Below are 23,196 nucleotides of genomic sequence, written 5' to 3'. Positions count from 1 at the left end.
TGAAGTGCCGGCTGCTTAGGCTCGGCCGCCGGCTCCTGAAACATCAGGAAAGGGGTTAAGCATGTGAGTATCAAACGTTCAGCGGTTCATACGCTTGCGTTACTGGCCGCTGTCATATTGGGGATCGTCCTATTGCTGGGAGCCATCCGCACAGATACAGGTCTTATGCAGATGGCTGCCGTTCTCGCTGTATTGGCTATCGGCCTGTTTGCGCTGACGCTTACAGCATCATTTACAACAAAAGAACAGCTGTTTATGGCCGTCATCTATATTTTGATTGCCTGCACTTTTTTAAATAATGCTTTTTTCGCGATTCATCTTGGATTCTTTAGTTTGTTTCTTTATCGGCTTTTGCTCATTGCCGCCGGCTGCCTCCATCTTGTGGGGGTACTGCGGAGCCGAACACATATTGAAAGGTGGAACGGGCTGCAAGTAAAAGGGATTTTGCTCTTTTTCGCCTTTTGGTTTTTATATGGCCTCGTTTCCTTGCTATGGGCCAAATCAGTTACAGACGGTCTGAAATATTTAGCACTGCTGGCGATGGGGATATTTTTTATTTATCTTATTGTGATGTATGTGCAAAAAATGGAACGTTTGATGATTATTTATTCTATCTGGCTGGTGATGACAGTATTTCTGATGATCATCGGTTTTTACAATCATATCACGCATCATCATCTCCCGAGTTCGACTTTGTACAGCGGACCGGAATATAAGCAGCATTATCCGACCTCAGTCTTCTTTAATCAAAATGATTTTGCGACATTTTTGTCGATCAGTTTCTTTTTTTACATCGCAATGGTGAAAAACATAAAGAACGGTTACTTAAAGGGAATTGGCCTTGTGCTCTCGCTTGGTGCATTGTATTTAATCTTTGCGACTGGTTCCAGAGCCAGCCTGCTGGGCGTTTTTGCGGGAATAGCCGTCTACATGTTTATTGTCTTGCCGCCTGTTCTGAAAAAAATCGCTATTTGGCTGTCGGCAGCAGGAATTGCGGTCTTTGCGGCTCTTTTTGCCAGCCGGATTTTCGCAGTGTTTTGGAAGCTGTTCCTGGCTCCTCAGACGTCTCATTCATTCCATGAGACGCTTCCGTCCAATGTGGCCAGAGCCAATCTGTTAAAAAACGCATGGCACTTCTTCCTTGACTCATACGGATTCGGAGTGGGCGCAGGAAATGTGTCTTATTATCTTGAGCATCATGCTTTATATGATACTGACAATGTGACAGAGGTGCACAATTGGCTGGTAGAGATTCTGGCAAACTTCGGCTTGCTTATCATGCTCGGCTATCTGGCCATTTATTTATACCTGATGTGGGTGCTTTACAAGTTTTATGAAAGAAAAATGGAAAATCAGTCAAAACTGATCACAGAAGGGCTCATCACAGCTATGGTCAGTTTCCTGGTATCCAGCATCAGCCCAAGCACTGTCTCAAATTTATTTTTCCATTGGGTATTTCTGGCGCTCGTCATCGCCGCGGTGAATGTCTTAAGGCGATCCAGGCAGCAGCTTGAGCCCATATACCGGTAAACAGACTACAAAAAAGCAGGGAGACTTATATGAAGGATATAGTGATAAGATTAGCCCGGCGCATAAAGAAAAATATCATCTGGATTATATTAGTGCCGCTTATTTTAGGTGCGGTGGGATATATACTGCCGTCCCAAATCGCGGATAAAAAGAGTTACACAGCTGAGGTTACTTTAGCTGTGGGGAGCTATGATCATCCGGTTTATAACAGTACAGAAGAGATTCCGCTCCTGCTGAGGAGTGATGCTTTTTTGAAGGAGGCGCTTCCTGACGAAAAAGATGAAGATCTTGCGGAGATCAAAGAGAAGCTCACCGTGAAATCGGAGTCTAAGTCTTTACTGTCTTTGAGCTATGCCGATCAGGATCAGGAAAGAACCGAATCGGTGTTAAACGCTGTTTCCTCCACCTTTCTCAAAAACGACCAAAAGCTGTTTGAGGAAAGAGAAGCCGTCATCCGCCGCAGCCTAGACGCGCTGGAAGGTGAATCGGTGAGCGAGGATTCCAAGGTGGATAAAGAAAGATTTTTGTATGAGCTGAAAAACACACAGCTTAATCTGAAAGCGGCCAGTGCCGTTGATTCTGAAACCGTAAGTGAGGCATCAGGCGGAGGAATGTCCCCGAAAAAGAAAGCGGTTCTGGGTGTTCTGATCGGCATAACGATTGCCTTTATGTTCGTTGTCATTCCTGAATTTTTCAGAGAGTCCTTTTAAAATCATACGATGGAGATGTGATCATGACCAACTGGAAACCTCTCGTATCTGTCATTACACCTTCTTATAATGCGCGTGACTATATTGAAGACACGATTCATTCAGTGTTAGATCAGAGCCACCCTCATTGGGAAATGATTATCGTGGACGATTGCTCAACGGACGGCACACGCGACATTTTAAAGCAGTATGAGAAGATAGATGAAAGAATTCATGTGATCTTTCTGGAAGAGAACAGCGGAGCCGCGATAGCAAGAAATAAAGCGCTGGAACATGCCCAAGGACGCTATGTGGCATTTTTGGACAGTGATGACAAATGGAAAAAAGACAAACTGAAAAAGCAGCTTAATTTTATGATGGAGCGGTCCTGTGCGTTTTCCTTTACAGGCTACAGTTTAATGTCGCAGGACGGGGTGCCGATGGATAAATTCATTCACGCTCCCGAAAGCCTGACATATGACGATGCTCTTAAAAATACCATTATCGGCTGTCTAACGGTGATGATTGACAGGGAACAGACGGGACAGATCCAAATGCCGAATATTAGAACGAGGCAAGACTTGGCAACATGGCTGTCTCTTTTAAAAAAGGGTTTTACAGCATACGGAATGAATGAGTGTTTAGCTGAATACCGGCTTGTCAATAATTCGATTTCAAGCAACAAATGGAAGGCTGCAAAAAAAACATGGTTTGTCTACAGAGAGATCGAACGGCTCCATTTAATGAAAGCGACATGGTGTTTTGTTCAATATGCGAAAAACGCGGTGAAAAAAAGACTGTAACCGCAAACAGAGAGAAAAGGTGATGAAGGTGGAAACAAAAGCAATGATTCACGTCATCGTGGCTACTGCTGAATGGGGAAAAGATCAATTGAGGTACAGACGGCATCGATTGGCTGAATTTTTAGCTGCTCAGGAAGAAACAAAGGAAGTCATCTGGGTCTGCCCGGCTCCGCGCACCCAAAGGATGGAATTGCAGCAAGTTCAATCCGGCATCCGGCAGTTTGCCGTAAAGGACTTGCTGCAAAAGAAAATGTTTCGCTTCGGACGGTATACCGATGTGTTTTATAAGCATAAGCTCTCACCTTTATTAGAAGAGCTGAAATCCGCTTCAGCCAGAGGTGAACGCTGCTGCTTATGGTACACGTTTCCCGGATTCCCGCTGCTATCTTCCCTGTATCCTTGGGATCAGGTGATTTATGATTGCAGTGACTTGTGGGCGGCGCCGATCAGCGGACGTTCCAATATGCTTTCCGAGTTCAGGCGGAAAGTCATCAAAACAGCGGAGCTGCGAATTATCGAGCGTGCCGATTCCATTACTTGTTCATCGGAGTACCTGCACAATGAAGTTGACAAAAAGCTGACAGCGGGACAAGAAAAGGTTCATACCGTTGAAAACGGTGTTGAATATGACCTGTTTTCAGAACATAAAGCGGTTCCCGATCGAAGCATCTTGCGGGGAAGAGAAGGGGCTGTACTGGGGTTTATCGGCGGGATTAAACCAAAGCTGGATTTTAAATTGATTGAAGAAGCAGCTCTGAGAAAACCTGATTGGACATTTTTATGGGTCGGCCCGGACGCCACCAATGGTGACACAGCGTTTCAAGAGCTTTTGAAGCTTTCCAATGTGATATGGACGGGGCCGGCAGATCCGAAAGAAGTTCCGCACTTTATGGAACTGATTGATGTCGGTATTATGCCTTATAAAAAGTCATCCTATAACCAAGCGGTTTTCCCGCTTAAGCTATTTGAATTTTTAGCAGCAGGAAAGCCGGTCGTCGGCTCTAACCTTCCGTCAACTTCTAAAATGCAAAAAACGTATATTTACGAATATATGGAAGGCAATGACCATAATGATTTTATAGCTGCGTGCGAGAAAGTGCTTGAAAAAGACGGAGACGAGACTTACAAAGAGATGCGGCGAAACATTGCCCGCACACAAGACTGGAATGTTTTATTCAAACAAATCATGAAATATACAGGTATTCAAAAACATGCGTAGTCCTTTAATTGGGATGCGCGTTTTTTGATTATACGTGTTTCTTTTTGATGAAGCTTGTTATAATAACTAAGGAGAAGGTATAATGGAAGGAACGGTTCTCTATATAAATAAAGACTTCATATAATTCCAAAGGAGACTTCTTTATGCTTGACGAACGCATGATTCGCATTGTTGTTGCGTTTATTGTCTCGCTGCTAACGGTTTTAATCATAACCCCAATCGTAAAAAGGATTGCGATTAAAATAGGTGCAGTTGATCAGCCCGGCAATCGAAAAGTACATGATAAAATCATGCCCCGAATGGGCGGGCTGGCCATATTTATCGGGGTGGTTACAGGCGTGCTTGTATCCGGTATATACACAGAAACAAGAATGACGGCTATCACAGTCGGGGCATTTATCATTATTGTGTTGGGAATTCTTGACGATAAATATCAATTAAGCGCAAAAGTTAAATTTATCATTCAATTAGGCGTAGCTATTATGATTGTAAGCACAGGCTTAAAAATGGACTTTTTCTCAGTGCCTTTTTTAGCTGAACGATTTGAATTGGGCTGGATGGCATATCCGCTGACTGTATTATGGATTGTCGGCATCACAAACGCGATGAACCTGATTGACGGATTGGACGGCCTTGCGGCAGGTCTTTCTGTTATCGGCCTGTCCACGATTGCAGTTATGGCGCTATCTGGCGGAAAAATACTCATTCTGTCACTTTCATTAGTTGTTATCGCAAGTACGCTCGGATTTTTGTTCTACAATTTTCATCCGGCAAAAATCTTTATGGGGGATACGGGATCACTGTTTTTAGGGTATGTCATTTCCATTCTCTCATTGTTAGGGCTGTATAAAAGCGTAACATTGTTTAGTATTGTCATTCCGATTATTATATTAGGCGTGCCGATTTTTGACACAACATTTGCAATCATAAGACGGATACTAAACAAACAGCCGATTTCAGCGCCCGATAAATCACATATTCACCATAGGCTGATGGCCTTTGGCCTTTCACATCGGATGTCGGTCATTGTCATCTATCTGATTGGATTTATTTTCAGCATCAGTGCTATCGTGCTGAAAAGCGCTACAATTTGGCTTTCCCTGTTTATTATCTTTATCTTAATTATATTTATGCAAATAATAGCAGAAGTTACGGGACTCGTGAATGAACGCTTTAAGCCATTTACAAAATTCTATAAACGTCTTGTGAAAAGAAATTAAAACACCGGCTCATAGAACCGGTGTTTTTTCTGCGAAAAAAACCCGATCCGTTAAAGGACCGGGCTTTTTTTCAATAAGATGAGTCAGTTGTTGAATTTGTTGTGCCGTTTGAGTTTGTGCTGCTGTCATTTGTGTAGCCGCTTCCGCTCGTAGTGCCGTCTGTTGCAGTGCTTCCGTCAGTGCTTGAACTGCCAGTGCTGTCTGATGTTGAGCCATCAGTACTGGAGCTGTCAGTGCTTGAACTGCTCGTATCAGGAACATAATCTAGATGTTCTTGAAGCGTTTTTCTGACGTTTTCCAGATTCGCAGCATCCGGTTCAAAATAATACGTGTTGTTAGGCCCTAAATACAAATCAGAACCAGTAATTGACAGCGTGTCAATTTTCTTGCTGGTAAAGCCGCTGTAAATTTGCTGTAAGGCTAAACCTTCAGTAATGCGAATATTGGTTTCAACGTTTTCACTGGCTGTTTCTGCGATTTTATCAATTTTTGCAATATTGCTTGCGCTGGACATCCGATCGATCAACGCGTTTAAAATTTGTTTCTGTCTGTCATTACGGCCGAAATCTCCGCGTTTATCCTGTTTTCTCATGCGGGCATACGCCAAGGCTTTTTCGCCATTTAAATGCATCTCGCCTTTTTTGAAATAAATCCGTTTGCTTTCGTCCACATCGCTTTTTTCATCAAAGTCGAAAGGTACATCTACATCAATACCGCCAACTTCATTAATAACATCTTTAAATCCGTCAAAATCGACTGTTACATATTTATCGATTGGGATTTGCAAGAAGTTTTCAACAGTTTCAACAGTCTCATCTTTTCCGCCTTTGCTGTAAGCGGAATTGATCTTTGTTTTGCTGCCGGTTGTGTCACTTGCTAATTGCACACGTGTATCGCGCGGAATGCTCAGCATTTTCATGGTTTTATTTTTTGGATCAAGGGTAACTACAATAAGAGAGTCAGATCTCCCTTTTTGTCCTTTTGTCGCGTAATCTTCGATTCCCATAAATAAAATAGAAAATGGTTTTTTCTTCATATCTACAACTTCACTGCGAAGATTTGATTTATCTCCGCGGGAAAGCGCATCGTATGAATCATCCGCAGCGTTAATGGTTTTATATAGTTTATATCCTCCGAGACCTACAACTACCAATAATGCAAGGACGAACAACAACATAATCCTTTTTAAAATTTTTCTGCGTTTGCTCTTTTTCTTTTTGCGCACACGCACTCTAACGCGTTCAGCCATTATTCAGTCTCCTTTATGTGATTGACGGCTTTTTCAAGATACGTCAACTCTCCCTCTGTAATATCACTTTTTCCATTTGTTAACTCTGTCATCCACTCAGAAAACGATTGTGTTTCTTTTTCTTCTACATATGCTTCGAATTCTACGTTTTCTGCATAATGAATTTCTTTTAATAGAAAAGGTGATTCCCTTAATTCATTTTCAATCTTGCCAAGCCAAGTATAATCTGCGGAAGTATGCATAACCCTCATAAGCTTCCGTTCTACAACACCTATATGGTTTAATCCTTCAGACACTGACTTCCCATAAGCGCGGATTAAACCGCCTGCTCCCAGCTTTATGCCGCCGAAGTAACGCGTAACAACAGCACAAGTATCCTTAAGTCCGCGTTTTTTTAGCACCTCGAGCATAGGTACTCCTGCGGTGCCGCTCGGTTCTCCGTCATCATTGGCTTTTTGGATATGATCGTTTTCGCCAATTACGTAAGCTGAGCAATTATGAGTTGCATTCCAGTGCTGTTTCTTTATTTTCTGTATAAATTCCTGTGCTTCTTGTTCGGTAGAAACACGGCTTAAATGACAGATAAAACGCGATTTTTCTATAACAATCTCGTGTTCTCCTGCTTCTTTCACAGTAAAATAGCTGTGCAGCATGCTTGCTGACCCCCTGCTAAGCATAAAAGACCGCCTATACAAATTCGTACAGTCTTTAGAATTTTTGTGCGTATTTTGTTATCATAAAGAGTAAGAAGGTACATAAAATTGTTTTTTTCTAGAATATACGCATTCTTTCATTATAATTCGACACAATTTGCAGATCAATTACATTTATAATAAAAATATATGACAACACCGTGACGGAGGGAAATTATGAATAAAACAAAGATGGATTCCAAAGTTCTGGATTCTATTTTGATGAAGATGCTGAAAACCGTTGACGGGAGCAAGGATGAGGTTTTTCAAATCGGGGAGCAGTCACGCCAGCAGTATGAACAGCTGGTCGAAGAATTGAAACAAATTAAACAGCAGGTTTATGAAGTCATCGAGCTTGGTGATAAACTTGAAGTGCAAACCCGCCATGCGCGAAACCGTTTATCCGAGGTCAGCCGCAATTTTCATAGATTCAGTGAAGAAGAAATCCGCAATGCTTATGAAAAAGCCCATAAGCTGCAAGTAGAACTGACGATGATCCAGCAGCGTGAAAAGCAATTGCGCGAACGCCGGGACGATTTGGAACGCAGACTGTTAGGCCTTCAGGAAATCATCGAACGCTCAGAATCACTAGTGAGCCAGATTACGGTCGTGCTGAACTATCTGAATCAGGATCTTCGGGAGGTTGGGCTGCTTCTTGCCGATGCGCAGGCAAAACAGGATTTTGGCTTGAGAATTATTGAAGCGCAGGAAGAAGAGAGAAAAAGAGTCTCGAGAGAAATTCACGACGGCCCTGCACAAATGCTGGCAAATGTTATGATGAGATCGGAATTAATTGAACGGATTTTCCGAGACCGAGGCGCTGAAGACGGATTCCAGGAAATCAAAAATCTCCGCCAAAATGTGCGGAATGCTCTTTACGAAGTGAGACGGATTATATATGATTTAAGACCGATGGCCCTTGATGACCTAGGCCTGATTCCAACTTTGCGGAAATATCTATATACAACCGAAGAATATAACGGTAAGGTGAAAATACATTTTCAGTGCATCGGCGATACGGAGGACAAACGACTCGCGCCTCAGTTTGAAGTTGCGCTCTTCAGACTCGCACAGGAAGCTGTATCCAATGCGTTAAAGCATTCTGGATCTGAAGAAATTACAGTCAAAGTTGAGATTACAAAGGATTTTGTAATTTTAATGATAAAAGATAACGGCAAAGGATTTGACCTGAAGGAAGCGAAAGAGAAGAAAAACAAATCATTCGGCTTGCTTGGAATGAAAGAAAGAGTAGATTTATTGGAAGGGACCATGACTATAGATTCAAAAATAGGTCTTGGGACATTTATCATGATTAAGGTTCCGTTATCTCTTTGACTATGATTTGTAAAATAGAGCCAAAAGGCATATTGACCGAATACCAGAGTATATAGAACAATAATACAAGGAGGCGTGGCTTGTGACTAAAGTAAACATTGTTATTATCGACGACCATCAGTTATTTCGTGAAGGTGTTAAGCGGATATTGGATTTTGAACCTACCTTTGAAGTGGTAGCGGAAGGAGACGACGGAGATGAAGCGGCTCGTATCGTTGAGCACTATCATCCTGATGTCGTGATCATGGATATCAATATGCCGAACGTAAATGGCGTGGAAGCTACAAAGCAGCTTGTAGAGCTGTATCCTGAATCTAAAGTAATTATTCTATCAATTCACGATGACGAGAATTATGTAACACATGCCCTGAAAACAGGTGCAAGAGGTTATCTGCTGAAAGAGATGGATGCTGATACACTAATTGAAGCGGTTAAAGTAGTTGCCGAGGGCGGTTCTTACCTTCACCCGAAGGTTACTCACAACCTCGTAAACGAATTCCGACGTCTTGCAACAAGCGGAGTTTCTGCTCATCCTCAGCATGAGGTCTATCCAGAGATTCGCAGACCATTACATATCTTAACAAGACGGGAATGTGAAGTGCTGCAAATGCTTGCAGACGGAAAAAGCAACCGCGGCATCGGTGAATCATTGTTTATCAGTGAAAAAACTGTTAAAAACCATGTCAGCAATATCTTACAAAAAATGAATGTAAACGACCGGACGCAAGCCGTGGTGGTCGCCATTAAAAATGGTTGGGTAGAAATGAGATAGCATGAAATTGGACTTGCCTTTTTGAGGCAGGTCTTTTTTTAGGCTTCTGTTTCCCTTACAATAGAGTCATAAAGTGATAAGGCAGGTAACGAAGCTATGAATATTGCAGTAGTAACAGATAGTACGGCATATATTCCCAAAGAAATGCGTGAACAAAATCATATACACATGATTCCTCTCCAGGTTGTTTTTGGGGATGAAACATATCATGAAGAAACAGAAATGGACTGGAAAAGCTTTTACCAAGAAGTGAAAAAGCATACAGAGCTTCCATCCACTTCTCAGCCTGCGATCGGCGAGCTGGTTGCTTTGTATGAAGAGCTCGGCAAGTCATATGATGCGGTGATCAGTATTCATCTTTCTAGCGGAATTAGCGGAACGTTCAGCAGTGCAGCTGCAGCGAATACAATGGTCGATAATATTGAAGTATACCCGTTTGACTCAGAGATTAGCTGTCTGGCTCAAGGTTTTTATGCTCTGAAAGCAGCTGAATTGATCAGAAATGGAGCGTCATCGCCGGAAGATATTATGAAAGAACTGGAAGGAATGAAAAAAACCGTTCGGGCATATTTTATGGTGGATGATTTAACACATCTTCAGCGAGGCGGACGATTAAGCAGTGCTCAAGCCTTTATTGGGAGTCTTCTCAAGGTAAAGCCTATTCTGCATTTTGACAATAAGGTAATTGTGCCTTTTGAGAAGATCCGCACACGCAAAAAAGCAATTTCACGGATTTACGAGCTTTTAGATGAAGACGCGAGTAAGGGCATCCCGATGAAAGCTGCCGTTATTCACGCTAATCGAGAAGAAGAAGCATCGAGTACTATTGAAGAGCTCTCTGCAAAATATCCGCATGTTGAATTTTATAACAGCTACTTTGGTGCGGTTATAGGCACTCATCTTGGTGAAGGTGCAATAGGAATCTGCTGGTGTTTTAAATAAATGATGAAATCTCCGTTTTAGAAGCGGAGATTTTTTTATATTCTTTTTTTAGCTGTTAGACAGATTATTTTCATTCCGGCATAATATCTCGCAAGGAGGCCGTACTATGCAGACTAAGACATCAGAATCGAACAGCCTATTCTCTAAAGAACTGCAGCAGCAGCTTCAGGGCCGTCATCTGCTTAGAACAGAAATCCCATTTTCTGACGAGATCATTGATTGGCATATCGAGCATGGTTATATATCTGCCGAGGAGTCTATATCAAAAAATAAATGGGGATATAGATGCAATAGATGCGGTCAAAATTATCAACAGTATTTTTCTTCGTATCATTCATCAGGAGAAGATAAAGTATACTGCCGCTCTTGTGTCATGATGGGCAGAGTGAGTGAGGATGTTTCTTTATATTCCTGGCGCAAGGAGGCAGAGGCAAACTGGAAGCCTATAAAACTGACTTGGGATGGAAAGCTTTCAAGCGGACAGCAAAAGGCCGCTGACGTCTTAATTGAAGCAATTTCGAAGCAAGAAGAGCTCCTTATTTGGGCTGTTTGCGGCGCAGGTAAAACTGAATTATTATTCCCGGGTATAGAATCGGCATTAAATCTAAGACTGCGTGTTTGTATAGCGACCCCGCGCACCGATGTTGTATTAGAGCTTGCTCCGAGACTGAAGGCTGCATTTCAGGGTGCTGATATTTCAGCTCTATACGGAGGAAGTGATGACAAAGGGCGTTTATCTCCGCTTATGATTTCCACAACCCATCAGCTTTTGCGCTATAAAGACGCATTCGACGTCATGATCGTTGATGAAGTGGATGCTTTTCCATATTCCGCTGATCAAACTCTTCAATTCGCTGTTCAAAAAGCGAGAAAGAAAAACAGCACTCTTGTTTATCTAAGTGCAACACCTCCTAAAGAATTAAAAAGAAAAACGTATAAAGGTGAGTTAAAATCCGTTCGCATACCGGCCAGATACCATCGGAAACCATTGCCTGAACCGCGCTTTCAGTGGTGCGGAAACTGGAAAAAGAAATTAACCCGAAACAAAATCCCAAATGCAGTAAAAAGATGGATAGAACAGCATGTGAAAGAAGGAAAGCCCGTTTTTTTATTTGTTCCTTCCATTTCTGATCTGGTAAAAGCTGCTTCCTGTTTTAAAAACATGAATTATCGAACAGCGGCTGTACATGCGGAAGATAAGCTCAGAAAAGAAAAAGTGCAGCAATTTCGAGACGGTCAGTTTGATCTGTTAATCACAACAACAATATTGGAAAGAGGTGTCACAGTTCCTATGGTCCAAACAGGCATCTTAGGGGCAGAATCGCCCATTTTTACGGAAAGCGCGCTTGTGCAAATCGCGGGAAGGACAGGACGGCATAAAGAACATGCAGACGGCGATGTCATTTATTTTCACTTCGGAAAAACAAAGAGTATGATAGAGGCTAGAAAACATATAAAAATAATGAATGAATTGGCTTTAAAAAATAAATTGATAGACTAGTTAATATTTAAAAACATGATACAGTATACTCATATAACTAATGAGGAGCTGTAAAAATGCTTGTCAATTCAAAAGAAATCATGATGCAAGAACTTCTTGACCGATATATGGGTCAGCTTCATATGACCTGCACTTGCCAAGTATGCAAAAATGATGTACTTGCACTTTCTTTAAACCAAGTAAGACCAGCTTACGTCACTGATTTAAAAAAGATTGCATATACGAAAGCTGAGCTGGTAGATAAACAGAAAAACACGGCTATGCTTGTGATTTTGGCTGAATCAGCTGCTGTGGTATCGGGGAATCCGAGTGATCAATGCGAAACGAGACAGGAGGAGGCTCTAAAAAACTGATCTGTCTATTATGTGATTCACAATTTTCTCAAGCTGTCTCTTGGTGCTCACTATTCTTATTAAAACCTGATGACAGGATCTGTCAGTCCTGCAGAAACAAATTACAGATCATCAAAGGGGCCATCTGTCCGCTTTGCGGCAGGCCTCAAACCGCTCATGAAGTGTGCGCGGATTGCGAGGCATGGAAATCAAGAATAGATGACGGCTTAAGGCTCAGTCAAAACCGTTCTGTTTACTTATATAATGACATGATGAAAGAAACGCTCGCCCGAATGAAATTCAGGGGAGATGCAGCGATAATAAGCGCTTTTAAAAATGACTTTTCCTCAGAATTCTCTGCTGTCTATCCAGATAAACGCCTTGTGCTCGTTCCCATTCCGTTAAGCGAAGAACGGAAAGCAGAACGCGGCTTTAACCAGTCACAAATGCTTGCTGAATGCTTAAACCGGCCCATCCTCAATCCTCTCATCCGCCTGAATAATGAAAAGCAGTCTAAGAAAAAGAAAACGGAGCGCCTGCTTTCAGAGCATGTTTTCGAAACAAAAAACAGCTCCGTTGAGGGTATGGATATCGTTTTAATCGACGATCTTTATACTACGGGCGCCACTTTGCACTATGCTGCCCGCTGTTTATTGGAGAAAGGCAAAGCTGGTTCTGTGTCATCTTTTACCTTAGTGAGAAGCTAAATGATTCAATTTTTGTGCCGATATAATGTCTAGAAATTACTGCAGGCATATTAATGAATAAGGAGTAAACATGATGGGTGAACTGGCGAATTGTCCGAAATGCAATGCTTTATTTTTAAAAACAAAGCTGCAAACCGTGTGTCAGGCGTGTATTAAGGAAGAAGAAAAATCATTTGAGACTGTCTATAAATTTTTAAGGAAACAGGAAAACAGGCAATCAACACTGAGCCGCATAACTAAGGAAACAGGTGTGGAGGAAGAGCTGATTTTAAAATTCATCAGGCAAAAGCGAATCCAAATCACTCATCTGCCGAATTTGGCATACCCTTGTGAAAGGTGCGGGACATCGATTAGGGAAGGCAAGATCTGCAAGGCTTGCCAGTCCGATATAAAGGATCAAATAGATCATCTGAACCAAGAATCCGCATTGAAAACAGAACGGGAAAATAGTAAAAAAGACACATACTATGCCTATAATACCAAAAACAGCTGATTCCCTAAACTAACTGAAAACGCAGTCGATAAAAGGGTTAGATTGTTTAAAGACTGCAACGGAAAGCGAGAGGAATCCTATGAAAATCAATCAATTTGGAACACAATCCGTTAATCCATACCAAAAAAATTACGAAAAGCAAGCAGTGCAAAAAAATGCTGCACAGCCTAAAGATAAAATCGAAATTTCATCGCAGGCTAAAGAGCTGCAAAATGCATCCGACGCAGTCACTGGTTCACGCCAGGAAAAAATCGCGCAGCTAAAAGCGCAAATTGAAAACGGGTCATACAAAATAGACGCAAATCATATAGCAAAAAATATAATTAATTTTTATAAAAAGCAGTAAAAAAGGAGAAAGCCATGTCAGCAAAGCCAATTATCGAACAATTGAAGCGACTTTGCGTTCTGCATGAGCATTTGCTCACGCTGTCTGAGGAAAAAACGGAAGCGCTCAAAGCCGGCAAAACAAAAGAGCTTTCTAACATTTTGACAAAAGAACAAAAATATATTCAAGCAATCGAACAGACAGAAGATGACCGGATTAAAGCGGCTTCCGCTTTTCTTGGATACAGCGAAAATAACACTATTTCTGCTTGTATCGCCAAAACTTCAGGCCGTGAAAAGGAAGAGCTTGAACTTTTGTTCGAATCTCTTACTAAAGTTCTCGGGTGTCTAAAAGAAGTGAATAAGCTGAATAGACAGCTGACAAGAGATGCGCTGCAATTCATCTCTATTTCGTACGATATGCTGGTTCCTAAGGAAAATAACTTTAATTACAGCAGATCAATTAAAGCTGAGCTTCCGAAGAACAGCCGAATGAAACTATTCGATTCGAAAGCTTAGCAGAAAGGAATTCAGAATATGACATCTACCTTTATGGGGCTTGAAACTGCAAGGCGGGCGTTAAGCGCCCAGCAGGCAGCGTTAAGCACGACTGCAAATAACGTGGCAAATGCCAACACTGACGGTTATACAAGACAGCGAGTCTCGTTGGAGGCAACTGACTACTTCCCTGCTGTATCAAAAAACGCAGAAAAAACCGCGGGGCAAATGGGAACGGGCGTTCAAGGGAAGTCAGTTGAGAGAATAAGAGATATCTTTCTAGACTACCAATACCGTCTTCAAAACAATAGTGCCGGATACTACGACACGAAGGCTAAAGCTCTCTCCCAAATGGAAGGCATCTTAAATGAGACGGACGGCAGCGGCTTAAACAGTGTACTCAATTCGTTTTGGAATTCCCTTCAGGAATTATCGAATAATACAAACGAAGACAGTGCGCGTTCTGTTGTCGCTGAAAAAGGAAAAGCTCTAGCAGAAACGTTTAATTATCTTTCCGAATCACTTGCAAATGTTCAATCGAACTTAAAAGCAGAGCTAGATACTACGGTGTTGGATGTCAATTCGGTGCTTTCCCAATTAAACAGTTTAAATAAGCAAATAGCTCAAGTAGAGCCGGTCGGGCTTCTGCCAAATGGTTTATATGATCAGCGAGATTTGCTGATCGATAAATTATCCTCAATGGTTGATATTAAAGTCAGCTATAACAAATCAGGCGGTAATGCACTTGCTTCTGCCGAAGGAACCGTATCAATTGAAATCCTTGATAAAAATAAACAGTCGCTGGGAACTGTTTTGGACGGTGAAAATTACGAGGTTTCAGAACTTGCAGCCAACTATGATAATGAAACTGGTTTAGTATCAAGTATTTCAATCGGAAACACTGCTCTACAGGCTGAGTCATTCAGCAGTAAGGGATCTCTTTTAGGATTTATAGAGTCTTACGGGTATGTATCAGCAGGCGGTGAAGAAAAGGGCATATATCCGGACATGCTATCTGATCTCGATAATATGGCACTTGAATTCGCGAAAACTTTCAATGAGGTGCACCGAAATGGTTTGACCAAGAGCGGCGAACAAGGCGGGGACTTTTTTGATTTTACCGGCGGTGAAACTGAACCGGCAAAAGGAGCGGCGGGCAAGATTAAAGTAGCTGCCAGCATATCAGATTCAAGCGGCGCGAATATTGCTTTCTCACTGACTGGTGCAGCCAACGATAATTCAAATGCAACAAAATTAGCGAATGTGTTAACAGGTGATATAACCATTAATGGTAAAAAGACAAGTGTGCTAGATTACTATTCAGGTCTGATTGGCGAGCTGGGAATTAAAGCGCAAGAAGCAAATCGGCTTTCGTCTAATACAGAAACACAGCTGAATGATGCAGACATAAACCGTCAGCAAATGAGCGCTGTTTCTTTAGATGAAGAAATGACCAATATGATTCAATTCCAACACGCATACAATGCTGCCGCAAGAATGGTAACGTTACAAGACGAAATCCTTGATAAAGTAATTAATGGCATGGGTGTCGGGGGAAGGTAGGTAGATCAAATGAGAGTAACACAAGGGATGATTCAGCAAAACTCATTGAGATATATCGGTTCAAGCTACTCAAAGCTGGATAAACTTCAATCACAGATTTCTTCCGGAAAAAAAATCTCAAAAGCTTCCGATGATCCAGTAGTAGCTATGAAAAGCTTAAAGTACAATACGCAATTATCTCAAGTTCAGCAATACCAAAGTAATGCTTCTCAAGCCTTTACTTGGCTTGAAAACACAGAAACAAACATTACTGAAGGAATTGACATTATGTCAAAGGTCAGAGAGTTAGCTGTTCAAGCTAAGAATGACACAAATGGTGGAGCAGAATTGCAAGCTATTGGTGTAGAAGTAAAACAATTAAAAGAACAGCTCTTAAATATTGCTAATACACAAGTGAACGGCAGATATATCTTCAATGGCACTAATTCAGATACACCTCCAGTTAAAGACAACGGTGACGGAACTTATACGATTTCTGATACGGCTGACGTTATTGTCAATATATCGGATAATATGTCATTAAAGGTAAACTCAGATCCGAAGGCAGCCTTTGGCGGTACTTCTGGAAGCGGACAAAATGTGTTTGAAATGCTAAATTCATTTGAGACAGCACTTAATTCAGGTTCTTTGGACGGTATAGACAGCGTTTTAGATGATATTGATCAATTTTCTGACGGTATGAGCGGAGAACGATCTGATCTCGGAGCGAGATATAACCGTCTTGAACTGATTAACACAAGACTTGCATCTCAAGAAGAAACAGCTACAAAAGTATTGTCTGACAATGAAGATGTAGAACTGGAAGAAGTCATAACGGAATTTATTGCCCAGCAAAGTGTACATAGAGCTACCTTAGCTGTAAATGCGCAAATTGTTCAGCCTACATTGATCGACTTTTTAAAGTAAGCGGCTCTCAGGAGTTCGCTTTTTTTATAGTTTAGGAGGTAGAGTGATGCAAATTCCCAGATTGATTATGCATAGTGTTCAAGGGAAAATTGGTTTAACAACGACGCCCGCCAGCTTAAAAATGGAGCAGCCGCAAGCCGATCTGGAGATTGAACAGCCAAGCGCGGAAATGGAAATATCGGTGACACCTGGAAAACTTACGATTGACCAAACGCAAGCATGGGAAGAATTAGACAGAAAGCATGTATTCAAAAGAATCGAAGAAGCTGCCCAACAAGGGCATGAGGATGTAATGGAAGGGATAGCCCGTACTGCAGAAGAAGGCGACGAGCTTATGAGAATTGAAAATAAGGGGAACCCAATCGCTTCACAAGCAAAGAGGAACTCTGAGATGCACCAAATTCAATTAGGCGAACATTATGCTCCTTCTCTTTCAAGGGTGAAAATACAATATACCCCGTCACAGCTTGATATTCAGATTACGCCGCGAAAGCCTGTTATTCAGGCTGAACCGCATAAACCGATTGTTGAATATACGCCGGGAAATGTTAAGGTTGACATGCTCCAATACCCTGATTTAAATATAGAGGTAGAAAACCTAAAAGAATCACTCGAAAAGTAAAAAGAAAAGGATCGTGAACAATGATCATTCATACTAAATACCATGGCCAAATGAATGTAAAAGAAGAACAAATCATTCTTTTTGAAAACGGGATTCCGGGCTTTTTAGAAGAAAAACAGTTCGTCATTCTTCCGCTTTCAGAAGACTCTCCATTCGTGGCGCTGCAGTCCGTCACTTCAGAGAATCTTGCGTTCATCGTTGTAAGTCCGTTTATCTTTTTTAAGAATTATGAATTTGACCTTGATGAATCAACTGCTGAACTTTTGGATATCGATAATATTGAAGACGTAGAAGTCATGACATTATTGACCATGGCAGAGCCATTCGAAAAAACTACTGCTAATTTATTGGCTCCTATTATTGTGAATCGCAAGAACATGCTGGCTAAGCAAGTCGTTTTACACGACTCCCCATATACGACAAAGCATCCGATTGGAGGAGAATCATGCTAGTTTTATCTCGAAAAATGAACGAAGCGATTCAAATAGGTGCTGATATTGAAGTGAAAGTGATTGCGGTTGAGGGTGACCAAGTGAAAATTGGAATTGAAGCCCCAAAGCATATTGATATTCACAGGAAAGAAATTTACTTGACCATTCAGGAAGAAAATAACCGTGCGGCAGCGTTATCCAGCGATGTGATCTCCGCATTATCCTCACAAAAAAAGTGAGGATTTTTTTTTATTTTTGTATTAACAAAATCAGAGACAATCCGATATTAATGATGTAGCCGGGAGGAGACGCAAACACTCCGCCAGTTACAAAAAAACAAGGCACAAGGACGTGCCTTAACAACATATTCAGGGAGGAACAAAACAATGAGAATTAACCACAATATCGCAGCACTTAACACACTAAACCGTTTGTCTTCAAACAACGGTGCTAGCCAAAAGAACATGGAGAAGCTTTCTTCTGGTCTTCGTATCAACCGTGCAGGAGATGACGCAGCAGGTCTTGCGATCTCTGAAAAAATGAGAGGACAAATCAGAGGTCTTGAAATGGCTTCTAAAAACTCTCAAGACGGAATCTCTCTTATCCAAACAGCTGAGGGTGCATTGACTGAAACTCATGCTATCCTTCAACGTGTTCGTGAACTAGTTGTTCAAGCAGGAAACACTGGGACTCAGGACAAAGCAACTGACTTGCAGTCTATTCAAGATGAAATTTCAGCTTTAACAGATGAAATCGATGGTATTTCAAATCGTACAGAATTCAACGGTAAGAAATTGCTAGATGGCACTTACAAAGTTGACGCAGCTACTCCTGCAAATCAAAAGAACTTGGTTTTCCAAATCGGAGCAAATGCTACACAGCAAATCTCTGTAAATATTGAGGATATGGGTGCTGATGCTCTTGGAATTAAAGAAGCTGATGGTTCAATTGCAGCTCTCCATTCTGTTAATGATCTTGATGTAACAAAATTCGCTGATAATAAAGCAGATGCAGCTGATATTGGTTTCGATAATCAATTGAAAATTGTTGATGAAGCGATCAACCAAGTTTCTTCTCAGCGTGCTAAACTTGGTGCGGTACAAAACCGTCTAGAGCACACAATCAACAACTTAAGCGCTTCTGGTGAAAACCTGACAGCTGCTGAGTCTCGTATCCGTGACGTTGACATGGCGAAAGAAATGAGCGAGTTCACAAAGAATAACATTCTTTCTCAAGCTTCACAAGCTATGCTTGCTCAAGCGAACCAACAGCCTCAAAACGTACTTCAATTGTTACGTTAATTTTGAAAAAGACCTTGGCGTTTGCCGGGGTCTTTTTTTATATTTCTAACTCCACATCTTCCCCCTGGCTGTCTATAACTCGTGATATAATAATCGGATTCTCCACTAACCTATAAAAGTATTTCCAAACAAGAATTCTAAAACAGATGAGTTTTTTTCCATAAATATGTGTAATCTTATCTCGACTTAGTCGATATAAACGATAGATTGGGACATAGGGGATGATCAATTGAACATTGAAAGACTCACTACGTTACAACCTGTTTGGGATCGTTATGATACTCAAATACATAATCAAAAAGATAATGAGAAGAGTCAGGTTCCCGTTCATCAAGTTTCATATACCGACCTTACTGAAATGGTAGAAGAAACGAACAAGCTTTTGGAACCTTCGCAAGTCCACTTGAAGTTTGAGCTCCATGAAAAACTAAACGAATACTATGTAAAGGTAATAGAAGACTCTACAAATGAAGTTGTCCGCGAGATTCCGCCCAAACAATGGCTTGATTTTTATGCGGCTATGACTGAATTTCTTGGGTTATTTGTTGATGAAAAAAAGTAGATTAGGAGTGGTTTGAAATGGTCACGAGAATAACAGGTCTGGCGTCAGGTATGGATATAGATGATATAGTATCAAAGCTGATGCAGACAGAAAGAGTGCCGCTTGATAAACTAACGCAAAAAAAGCAGCTCCTTGAATGGCAGCGTGACAGCTATCGAGAAGTCAACTCAAAAATAAAAGAATTGCAGGATTATATGTCTAAAAATACAATGACATATCCGAGTGTGTATCAGAGCAAAACTGTAACAAGCTCAAATGAATCTGTTCTGACTGCTACAGGAAGTGCAAGCGCGCCGAACTCTTCCTCTACTGTCGAAGTAGCAAGCTTGGCAACTGCTGCGACATATAAGGCAAGCAATTATTCGGGATACACACAGGGCGATTATAATTTGACGTTTAACGTGGTTGCTCCTGGCGAGACAGCAGCGAAATCAGTGAATATAAGTGTGACGAGTGCCGATACAATTGATAACGTTATTTCTAAGATTAACAGCTCGGATTTAGGAGTATCAGCATTTAAAGATAAAATTTTTAATGGCACAGAGTATGTAGAAACGATTGCATTTTCTTCAAAAGCGACAGGCGCAGGAGGCAGCATCCAGGCAGCAGACGCGGCAACGGCAGACTTTATGTCTGGCCAGCTGGGCTTTTCATTAGATACTAATAATAAGCTCACTGCTTACAAAGAAGGAACAAATGCAAAAGTCACGATTAATGGCTTTGAAATGGAGAAGCTGACAAACAACTTTACGGTTAACGGCGTAACCTACTCAATTAAAAATACAACCGCTGCAACAGGCCCCGTTACTACATCTGTTTCTACCGATGTTGACGGTATTTATAACAAAATTAAAGATTTTGTAGATAAATATAATGAGCTGGTTGACAGTCTGAATGAAAAGCTGCAAGAAACGAAATACAGAGACTATACGCCACTGACGAGTGAGCAAAAAGAAGCAATGTCTGATAAAGAAGTAGAGCTCTGGGAAGAGAAAGCGAAGAGCGGTTTGCTTAGAAATGATACTAGTATAAGCACCGGGACAAACCAGTTGCGGACTGATTTTTATTCTCAAGTAAATGCGAATGGTGAATCCTATCAATTGACACAATTCGGCATTACCACTTCAAGCGCTTATCTCAAACGGGGTCATTTAGAAATAGACGAGGATAAACTAAAAGCAAAAATAGAAGAAGATCCGCAAAGTGTTGCTAATTTGTTTACGAGCGGATCGAGCGAAAGCAACTATAGTGATAAAGGTATTATGAAACGTATCGGCGACACACTGAGAAGTACAGTGAAAAGCATTGAAGCAAAAGCCGGCAATTCAACAATGGGAGCAAGCGACTATTCAATTGGGAAGAATTTGCGTTCCATCAGTACTGAAATCACCGATATGCAGGACCGATTGAACACAGTAGAAAACCGTTATTATAAAAAATTCAGTGCAATGGATTCTGCGATTCAAAAAATGAACGAACAAGCGTCCTATTTATCACAGCTACTTGTACAATAAATGTAATTTGGAGGATGACACATGGCGATCCAAAATCCTTATGCAGCTTATCAGCAAAATTCAGTGAATACCGCTACGCCCGGGGAGCTGACCCTTATGCTGTATAATGGCTGTTTGAAATTTATAAAACTTGCATCTCAGGCCATTGAGAATAGTGATATTGAACGTAAAAATGAAAATCTGATTAAAGCGCAAAATATCATTCAGGAATTAAATGGTACGCTTAACCGCAACATAGAGCTTTCTGGTTCAATGGGTGCGATGTACGATTATATGTATCGAAGACTGGTAGAGGCAAATATGAAAAATGATAAGAGCATACTGGAAGAAATTGAGGGGTATGTGACAGATTTTCGCGATGCTTGGAAACAAGCCATGCAAAGTGAACGAAAGGACCGGCACGGATCAGGCGGGATCGCATGAAAAACATAGATCAACTATACACTGAGACGGAGAGTATGCTGTCACACATACAAAATACACCGGAAAGCGATGAACTTTTAAAGCAAATTGAAGACTTTGTGTCTAAACGGTCTGAACTTATTCAGGGGATATCTCTGCCGCTTTCAGAAGAAGAGCGAAAGCAGATGAAGCTTGTCTTGACATGGGATCAGCTTATTGTGAAGGAAATGGAAAGACTGAAGCAGTCAATCGCAGCAGAACTTCAGCAGGTGAAAAGAAAACGTGCGATGCATACGACGTATTTAAATCCTTATAACAACATCACGATTGACGGCAGATATTATGACAAGCGTAAATAGGTGAGTGCCTTGAAGAGCATTGAGGATTATACGCTTTTATCAGCTTATTATCATCTTCTTTTTACCATTGAGGAAGGGCTGTGCTATTTGATAGAGGCGGAACAGAATTTATCAAAAACAGAAGGGGATCGGATCTACCAAGATCTGATCCAAGCCTTTTTTTATTTGGATTCAACCCATTCAACTCTTCTTTTCGTGATGAACACACGGTGCGCAGAAGTATGCGTTAAGGCTTTTGACGAGATTTTTGCAGAATTTGATCAATTGGTTTCTTTCTCATTCCCCTCTCATGAATTCTGCGAGTATTTAAAAGGACATTTTCTGATTCACTATAGGAAATGGATGCTGTCCATTCATCGATGTATGGAGCCCTTTGTGATCAATTGACTTTGAGTAAGGTATTTTTTCTTATTGCCAGCATATACATATACCTCCCGTAACCATAGGAACATCAGCATAAAACGGCATAATTCGACAAAGTTCACTGAATTTTCACAAAAGGTTTACGTTTCAGCAGGAATTGTAAAGGGTAAAGGAGAAATAGATACATATCCTTAATAAAAGGGAGGCGTTCTTTGATGAACTATAACATCAGAGGAGAAAATATTGAAGTGACACCCGCGTTAAAGGATCATGTCGAGAAGAAGATCGGCAAGCTGGAGCGTTATTTTGAGCATAGTGTAAATGCCGATGTGAACGTCAACTTGAAGTTTTACAATGACAAGGAGTCCAAGGTTGAGGTTACGATTCCGATGACAGATCTGGCGCTTCGGTCTGAAGTGCATAACGAGGATATGTACAATGCAATTGATCTCGCTACAAACAAGCTGGAACGTCAAATCCGTAAGCATAAAACAAAAGTAAACCGCAAATTCCGTGAGCAGGGTCTTCCGAAATCTTCAGTGGCAAACGGCCTCGGCTCTGATACAGATATTGCGGTTCAGGACGAAATAGAAGAAGATGAAAGCTTAGAAATCGTCCGTCAGAAGCGCTTTAATTTAAAGCCGATGGATAATGAAGAAGCGATCTTGCAAATGAATATGCTCGGCCATAACTTCTTTGTTTTCACAAATGCGGAAACAAACCTTACAAACGTCGTGTACCGCAGAAATGACGGGAAATATGGCCTGATTGAACCGACTGAATAATGAAGAGCAGCCTTCCGTGATTTTCGCGGAAGGTTTTTGTTTTTTCTTATTTGCAAATTCTTTGGAAATAAGAGAAGGTATG

The 23,196-nt window shown here is 41.2% G+C and carries 28 protein-coding genes; 26 read left to right on the top strand and 2 right to left on the bottom strand.

Annotated elements, in window-relative coordinates; genetic code table 11:
- The first annotated feature begins 63 nt into the window (after positions 1–63).
- The 5 genes from tuaE (at position 64) to WA325_RS13125 (ending at position 5,461) form a co-directional block, all read left to right on the top strand.
- Entirely contained in the window at positions 64–1,530 is a 1,467-nt protein-coding gene (tuaE, locus tag WA325_RS13145) for a teichuronic acid biosynthesis protein TuaE (RefSeq protein ID WP_336183748.1), read from the top strand.
- A 29-nt stretch (positions 1,531–1,559) separates the two neighbouring features.
- Positions 1,560–2,240 (top strand): teichuronic acid biosynthesis protein TuaF, encoded by a 681-nt coding sequence (gene tuaF, locus WA325_RS13140; RefSeq protein ID WP_105954022.1) that lies wholly within the window; start codon positions 1,560–1,562, stop codon positions 2,238–2,240.
- Positions 2,241–2,263: 23 nt separating this feature from the next.
- A complete protein-coding gene (gene tuaG, locus WA325_RS13135) occupies positions 2,264–3,022 on the top strand; it encodes a teichuronic acid biosynthesis protein TuaG (protein ID WP_044159485.1) in 759 nt (252 codons plus the stop codon).
- Between the two features lie 28 nt (positions 3,023–3,050).
- Positions 3,051–4,241 (top strand): teichuronic acid biosynthesis protein TuaH, encoded by a 1,191-nt coding sequence (gene tuaH, locus WA325_RS13130; protein ID WP_336183776.1) that lies wholly within the window; start codon positions 3,051–3,053, stop codon positions 4,239–4,241.
- A 143-nt stretch (positions 4,242–4,384) separates the two neighbouring features.
- Positions 4,385–5,461, top strand: coding sequence for a glycosyltransferase family 4 protein (locus WA325_RS13125; RefSeq protein WP_105990885.1), 1,077 nt, complete (start codon positions 4,385–4,387; stop codon positions 5,459–5,461).
- 70 nt (positions 5,462–5,531) lie between these two features.
- Here the strand turns inward: WA325_RS13125 and WA325_RS13120 are convergent, their stop codons facing one another.
- Both WA325_RS13120 and WA325_RS13115 read right to left on the bottom strand, forming a co-directional pair.
- Positions 5,532–6,710: an LCP family protein gene (locus WA325_RS13120; RefSeq protein ID WP_336183747.1), complete on the bottom strand. Its 1,179-nt coding sequence runs from the start codon at positions 6,708–6,710 to the stop codon at positions 5,532–5,534.
- Entirely contained in the window at positions 6,710–7,363 is a 654-nt protein-coding gene (locus WA325_RS13115) for a YigZ family protein (protein ID WP_044159478.1), read from the bottom strand. Before WA325_RS13115 ends, WA325_RS13120 begins: the two co-directional genes overlap by 1 nt.
- Positions 7,364–7,579: 216 nt before the next feature.
- Here WA325_RS13115 and degS point away from each other — a divergent pair, with 216 nt between their 5' ends.
- The 21 genes from degS to hpf all read left to right on the top strand — a co-directional run bounded on the left by degS (position 7,580) and on the right by hpf (position 23,114).
- Positions 7,580–8,737 carry a two-component sensor histidine kinase DegS gene (degS, locus tag WA325_RS13110; protein WP_024123030.1) on the top strand — a complete coding sequence of 386 codons (1,158 nt, stop codon included), beginning with the start codon at positions 7,580–7,582 and terminating at the stop codon, positions 8,735–8,737.
- Between the two features lie 82 nt (positions 8,738–8,819).
- Positions 8,820–9,509 (top strand): two-component system response regulator DegU, encoded by a 690-nt coding sequence (gene degU, locus WA325_RS13105; RefSeq protein WP_003219701.1) that lies wholly within the window; start codon positions 8,820–8,822, stop codon positions 9,507–9,509.
- A 96-nt stretch (positions 9,510–9,605) separates the two neighbouring features.
- The gene (locus WA325_RS13100; protein ID WP_105954021.1) at positions 9,606–10,451 is read left to right on the top strand and encodes a DegV family protein; all 846 of its coding nucleotides are present in this window, start codon (positions 9,606–9,608) and stop codon (positions 10,449–10,451) included.
- Positions 10,452–10,557: 106 nt separating this feature from the next.
- Positions 10,558–11,952, top strand: coding sequence for an ATP-dependent helicase ComFA (comFA, locus tag WA325_RS13095; protein WP_105954020.1), 1,395 nt, complete (start codon positions 10,558–10,560; stop codon positions 11,950–11,952).
- A gap of 56 nt (positions 11,953–12,008) precedes the next feature.
- Positions 12,009–12,305, top strand: a complete 297-nt coding sequence (locus WA325_RS13090) for a late competence development ComFB family protein (protein ID WP_105954019.1) — start codon at positions 12,009–12,011, stop codon at positions 12,303–12,305.
- Positions 12,269–12,991 carry a double zinc ribbon domain-containing protein gene (locus tag WA325_RS13085; protein WP_142391634.1) on the top strand — a complete coding sequence of 241 codons (723 nt, stop codon included), beginning with the start codon at positions 12,269–12,271 and terminating at the stop codon, positions 12,989–12,991. The genes WA325_RS13090 and WA325_RS13085 overlap by 37 nt, the downstream gene beginning before the upstream one ends.
- Positions 12,992–13,064: 73 nt before the next feature.
- Positions 13,065–13,484, top strand: coding sequence for a TIGR03826 family flagellar region protein (locus tag WA325_RS13080; protein ID WP_305935021.1), 420 nt, complete (start codon positions 13,065–13,067; stop codon positions 13,482–13,484).
- 79 nt (positions 13,485–13,563) lie between these two features.
- Positions 13,564–13,830: a flagellar biosynthesis anti-sigma factor FlgM gene (gene flgM / locus WA325_RS13075; RefSeq protein WP_024123025.1), complete on the top strand. Its 267-nt coding sequence runs from the start codon at positions 13,564–13,566 to the stop codon at positions 13,828–13,830.
- 14 nt (positions 13,831–13,844) lie between these two features.
- Positions 13,845–14,327 carry a flagellar protein FlgN gene (gene flgN, locus WA325_RS13070; protein ID WP_105954017.1) on the top strand — a complete coding sequence of 161 codons (483 nt, stop codon included), beginning with the start codon at positions 13,845–13,847 and terminating at the stop codon, positions 14,325–14,327.
- Between the two features lie 18 nt (positions 14,328–14,345).
- A complete protein-coding gene (gene flgK / locus WA325_RS13065) occupies positions 14,346–15,869 on the top strand; it encodes a flagellar hook-associated protein FlgK (protein WP_105954016.1) in 1,524 nt (507 codons plus the stop codon).
- 9 nt (positions 15,870–15,878) lie between these two features.
- The gene (gene flgL / locus WA325_RS13060; protein WP_105954015.1) at positions 15,879–16,775 is read left to right on the top strand and encodes a flagellar hook-associated protein FlgL; all 897 of its coding nucleotides are present in this window, start codon (positions 15,879–15,881) and stop codon (positions 16,773–16,775) included.
- Between the two features lie 46 nt (positions 16,776–16,821).
- On the top strand, positions 16,822–17,397 hold the full coding sequence (locus WA325_RS13055; protein WP_105954014.1) for a DUF6470 family protein: 576 nt from the start codon (positions 16,822–16,824) through the stop codon (positions 17,395–17,397).
- Between the two features lie 20 nt (positions 17,398–17,417).
- Positions 17,418–17,849, top strand: a complete 432-nt coding sequence (fliW, locus tag WA325_RS13050) for a flagellar assembly protein FliW (RefSeq protein ID WP_024123020.1) — start codon at positions 17,418–17,420, stop codon at positions 17,847–17,849.
- On the top strand, positions 17,843–18,067 hold the full coding sequence (gene csrA / locus WA325_RS13045; RefSeq protein WP_059292441.1) for a carbon storage regulator CsrA: 225 nt from the start codon (positions 17,843–17,845) through the stop codon (positions 18,065–18,067). Before fliW ends, csrA begins: the two co-directional genes overlap by 7 nt.
- 147 nt (positions 18,068–18,214) lie before the next feature.
- Positions 18,215–19,129, top strand: coding sequence for a flagellin Hag (gene hag / locus WA325_RS13040; protein WP_103671260.1), 915 nt, complete (start codon positions 18,215–18,217; stop codon positions 19,127–19,129).
- A gap of 229 nt (positions 19,130–19,358) precedes the next feature.
- Positions 19,359–19,691: a flagellar protein FlaG gene (gene flaG, locus WA325_RS13035; protein ID WP_105954013.1), complete on the top strand. Its 333-nt coding sequence runs from the start codon at positions 19,359–19,361 to the stop codon at positions 19,689–19,691.
- A 17-nt stretch (positions 19,692–19,708) separates the two neighbouring features.
- On the top strand, positions 19,709–21,205 hold the full coding sequence (locus WA325_RS13030; protein ID WP_336183745.1) for a flagellar hook-associated protein 2: 1,497 nt from the start codon (positions 19,709–19,711) through the stop codon (positions 21,203–21,205).
- Positions 21,206–21,226: 21 nt separating this feature from the next.
- Positions 21,227–21,628, top strand: a complete 402-nt coding sequence (gene fliS / locus WA325_RS13025; protein ID WP_105954011.1) for a flagellar export chaperone FliS — start codon at positions 21,227–21,229, stop codon at positions 21,626–21,628.
- Entirely contained in the window at positions 21,625–21,966 is a 342-nt protein-coding gene (locus WA325_RS13020; protein WP_024123014.1) for a flagellar protein FliT, read from the top strand. The genes fliS and WA325_RS13020 overlap by 4 nt, the downstream gene beginning before the upstream one ends.
- A gap of 9 nt (positions 21,967–21,975) precedes the next feature.
- Positions 21,976–22,353, top strand: coding sequence for a hypothetical protein (locus tag WA325_RS13015; protein WP_024123013.1), 378 nt, complete (start codon positions 21,976–21,978; stop codon positions 22,351–22,353).
- Between the two features lie 191 nt (positions 22,354–22,544).
- A complete protein-coding gene (gene hpf / locus WA325_RS13010; protein WP_044159437.1) occupies positions 22,545–23,114 on the top strand; it encodes a ribosome hibernation promotion factor in 570 nt (189 codons plus the stop codon).
- Positions 23,115–23,196: the final 82 nt, after the last annotated feature.

The organism is Bacillus sp. 205(2023), from assembly GCF_037027485.1.
Lineage (GTDB): Bacteria > Bacillota > Bacilli > Bacillales > Bacillaceae > Bacillus > Bacillus halotolerans.
The sequence above is the reverse complement of the archived record's forward strand: the minus strand, read 5'-3'. Positions and strand labels throughout refer to the sequence as shown.